At 60.0% G+C, this 3,947-nt stretch carries 2 protein-coding genes; both read right to left on the reverse strand.

All coding sequences use genetic code 11. The features are described from left to right. The coding region (locus tag V3W31_06305) for a LysM peptidoglycan-binding domain-containing protein (protein MEE9614553.1) at positions 1–1,425 on the reverse strand (1,425 nt) is incomplete at its 3' end. A gap of 166 nt (positions 1,426–1,591) precedes the next feature. Further along, positions 1,592–3,947, reverse strand: a 2,356-nt coding sequence (gene uvrA, locus V3W31_06310) for an excinuclease ABC subunit UvrA (protein MEE9614554.1), incomplete at its 5' end; no start/stop codon positions are given.

The following is a 3,947-nucleotide window of genomic DNA, read 5'->3' on the forward strand; positions in this document are numbered from 1 at the left end:
GTAGAGCCTCTGGCCGGGCTTGAGGACGTCCGACTTCCTCATGTCGTTGAGTTCGAGCATCCGCTTTATGGGGACGGAGAACTTTCTGGATATATCCCAGAGCGTATCGCCGCGCTTGACGGTGTACGTACCTCCGTCCGGCACGTTCGCCCGGACTAATTTTTTCCTTTTAACTTTTTTCTTAGCATAGACCTTGCCGTCCGCCCTCATGGGCACCACGAGCCGGGCCCCGGCCTTTATGAAGCGCGCGCTCCTCAAGTTGTTCAGGTACATGATGGGTCTTATAGAGGTCCCGTACCTGTCGGCGATATGCGAGAGGGTCTCGCCCTTCCTGACCCTGTGCGTCAGGAACTTGAGCCTCTCGGGCTTGGGGACCAGCGCCATCCGTTCCTCGAAGAGCTCCCTTGTCCCGGCGGGTATCTTTATCTCGTAGTCCGGGTACTCGGGCGGGGTGAACCAGCGCATGAGTTCGGGGTTGAGATCCTGGATCTCCTTTACGCTAACGCCCGCTGCCTTTGCTATGACCTTGATGTCCGTTACCTGCCGGATACGGACCTTTTCGTAAGGGACAGGGGCGATGGGTTGAATACCCATAAAGCCGTAGTTCTCCGGGTCTTTCATTATGAGCATGGCGGCCAGGTACTTCGGGACGTAGTTCCGGGTCTCTCTCTTAAAGGCCCGTTTTTTGGTTGCGAGCGACCAGAAGTTATCGGTCTTGTACCTCTTTATGGCCTTGCGGACGCGTCCTTCCCCGCCGTTGTAGCTCGCCGCCGCGAGGTACCACGAGTCGAACATCCCGTAGAGGTCTTTAAGGTATCTGGCCGCGGCCCGCGTGGCCTTCTCCGGGTCCCGCCGCTCGTCTATCCACCAGTCGACCCGCAGATCGTACTTCCTCCCGGTCCATTTCATGAACTGCCACACGCCCACGGCCTTTGCCCTCGACAGGGCGCGCGGGTTGAAACCGCTCTCTATCATGGCCAGGTAGACGAGGTCTTCGGGCAACCCCTCCTCCCGGAGTATTTCCGTTATCATCGGCATGTACTTCCCGCTCCGGGCGATCCAGCGCGTAAAGTTCTTGCGCCCCTTTGTCCGGAAGTAGGTTATGTACTTCTCGACCTCCTTGTTGAACGCCACGGGCACGTCGTAAGTGGGCTCTGCGGCGGCCATGCCGTAGGAGTATTCCTCCTGAGGGGCGGCGGAGTGCCCGCTCTTCACCGGCGGGAACATGCGGCCCTGAAGCCAGCCCCCCCCATAGGTGGTGACGAGATCTTCGTATGTACTCAGGTTAACGGGGTGTCCTACGTTATGGCCGGTTTCGCCGTCCGTGACCGCGTCAAAGACGGGGAGCGGGTCGGCGCCCACGACGCGGGGGAGGAGCGGCATCCATAGGACCGGCAGCAAGAGAGCTAAGATAATCTTCTTCATATATTTTCTTCCAGTTTTTTCGGTACTCAAATTGGCCTAATCATACCCGCTCGCCCCCCTCCATGTCAAGGGGCATGAGGGTATTTCAATTTCAGGGCGACCATCGAGGGCATCGGGTCCTAAGGGTATAAAAGGGCCGCACGCACGTTAACCGTGCGGCAGCACTTCAGCCCAGCATCGTTTTTAAATGTCTCCCCGTATGGCTGGTCTTTATGCTCGCCACCTTCTCGGGCGTGCCGCTCGTAACGAGCGTACCCCCGCCGTCCCCTCCCTCGGGCCCGAGGTCGATTACGTGGTCGGCCGTCTTTATCAGTTCCAGGTTGTGCTCGATTATTAAGACCGTGTTGCCGCTGTCCACGAGACGGCCCAGCACCGATAGGAGTTTTTTCGTATCGTCCATATGCAGCCCGGTTGTCGGCTCGTCGAGTATGTAGAGCATATCCCTGGGCCCGGTGCTTATGAGCTCGCGGGCGATCTTGAGCCTCTGCGCCTCGCCTCCCGAGAGCGTCGTCGCCGGTTGGCCGAGCGTCAGGTAGCCGAGCCCCACCTCCCTCATTATAGAAACCCTGTTATCAAGACCCGGAAGCGGCGGCAGGAAGACCGCTGCGTCGTCGAAGGTCATCCGGAGCACGTCGTGTATGTTCTTGCCGTGATACTTTACCTCCAGCACCCGCGGCTTGTACCTCTTCCCGCCGCAGTTCCCGCAGCTTATGTAGACGTCCGGGAGGAAGTACATCTCGAGCTTTTCGACCCCTTCTCCCTTGCAGGCGTCGCATCTGCCGCCCGGCACGTTGAAGGAAAAGTTTCCGGTGGTAAGCCCCCCGCTTACGGCTCCGGGGAGGCCCGCGAAGAGACGCCTTATCTCGTCGAAGCCGCCTATGTAGGTTATCGGGTTGCTCCGGGGGGTCTTTCCTATGGGCTCTTGATTAATCAGCTTTACCCCCTCCAGGAGCGCGGCACCCTCGACGGCCTTGTGCGGGAGCGGCTTCGCGGCCTTCAGGCCGAAGCGGCCCGCCAGCGCGTTATAGAGGGTATCCACGACGAGAGTGCTCTTGCCGGAGCCGGAGACCCCGGTAACGCAGGTTAGCGTCTTAAGCGGGATCCTGACGTCCAGTTCCTTCAGGTTATTCCCCGAGGCCCCCTTTATGAAGAGCGAGTTGGCCCTGCCGCGCCCGGCCTTGCGTCTCCACCTGGGGGTGTGTATGGCCTTTCGGCCCCGCAGGTAGTCCGAGGTGAGCGTGTTGGCGTTTTCGAGGAACGTGTCGGTAGGGCCGGAGTAGACGAGCCTCCCCCCCCGCGTTCCGGCCCCGGGGCCGAGCTCGATAATATGCTCCGAGGCCTTCAAGACCGACGGGTCGTGCTCGACGACCACCACGGTGTTCCCCCGGAGCGAAAGTTTCTTCATCTGTTGGATGAGCATCTCTATGTCGCGGGGGTGGAGCCCGATGGACGGCTCGTCGAGTATGTAGAGCACCCCGGAGAGGGCGGAGGCGAGCTGGCTGGAGAGCGCCGCCCTCTGGGCCTCGCCGCCCGAAAGCGTCCGGGTAAGCCTGTCGAGCGTTATGTAGCCGAGCCCGGTCTGGACGAGGAAGTCGAGCTTCAGGCAGAGTTGCTTCATGGCCTCCTTCGAGAGCTCCCGCTCGAACGGGGTGAGTTTCAGCCCGTGGAAGAATTTTCGGGCGCCGTCTATGGTCATGTTGCTCACCTCGGCTATGTTAAGCCCCCCTACCCTGACGCCGAGGGCGCTCTTCTTGAGCCTCGTCCCCCCGCAGGCGAGGCACGGGAACTGGGCCTTGTACTTATGCAGGAAGACCCTTATATGGAGCTTGTACTTCTTCGCTTCGAGGTAATCGAAGAACGAGTCTATCCCCCCGAACTCGCCGGTGCCTTCGAATACGAGTTTTTCCTCTCTTTTGGAGAGGTCCTTGAAAGGTTTATTCAGGTCTATCCGGCAGGCCGTTGCGCACTTTTCGAGATCCTCGTACCACCACCTGTGGGAGGGCTTTGTCCAGGGCTCTATGGCGCCGCCTGAGAGAGAGAGACCTCTATCGGGTACGACCCTCTCCAGGTCGTACTTGAGGATGTTCCCGAACCCCTTGCACTCCGGGCACGCGCCGACCGGGTGGTTGAACGAAAATAGAATGGGCGTCGGCTTCTCGATATCCATCGAGCACTCAAAGCAGCGGAGCCTGCGAGAGAGGGTTTCTTTCCCCTTCCCCTCCACCTCCACCCAGGCGTCCCCCTCTCCTTCCCTGAAAGATGTTTCGAGAGAGTCCACGAGGCGAGCCCGCTCGCCTGGCTTCAGGACGAGGCGGTCCACCACCACCTCGACCTCCTTTATACGCTTCGGCATTGCGGGCGCATCCCCGGCGGAAAGGTCGTGGAGCTTGCCTTTGACCCGCACCCGTATAAAGCCTTTCCTCATGAGTTCGGCGAAGAGAGTCTTCGGGTCTTTCCCTTCTACCCCCTCTACCGGGGCGGCGAACCCTATAAGGGTTTTTTCGCCTTTATGCCGTCGAAGG

The sequence above is a fragment of the Thermodesulfobacteriota bacterium genome (assembly GCA_036482575.1).
Classification (GTDB): domain Bacteria; phylum Desulfobacterota; class GWC2-55-46; order GWC2-55-46; family JAUVFY01; genus JAZGJJ01.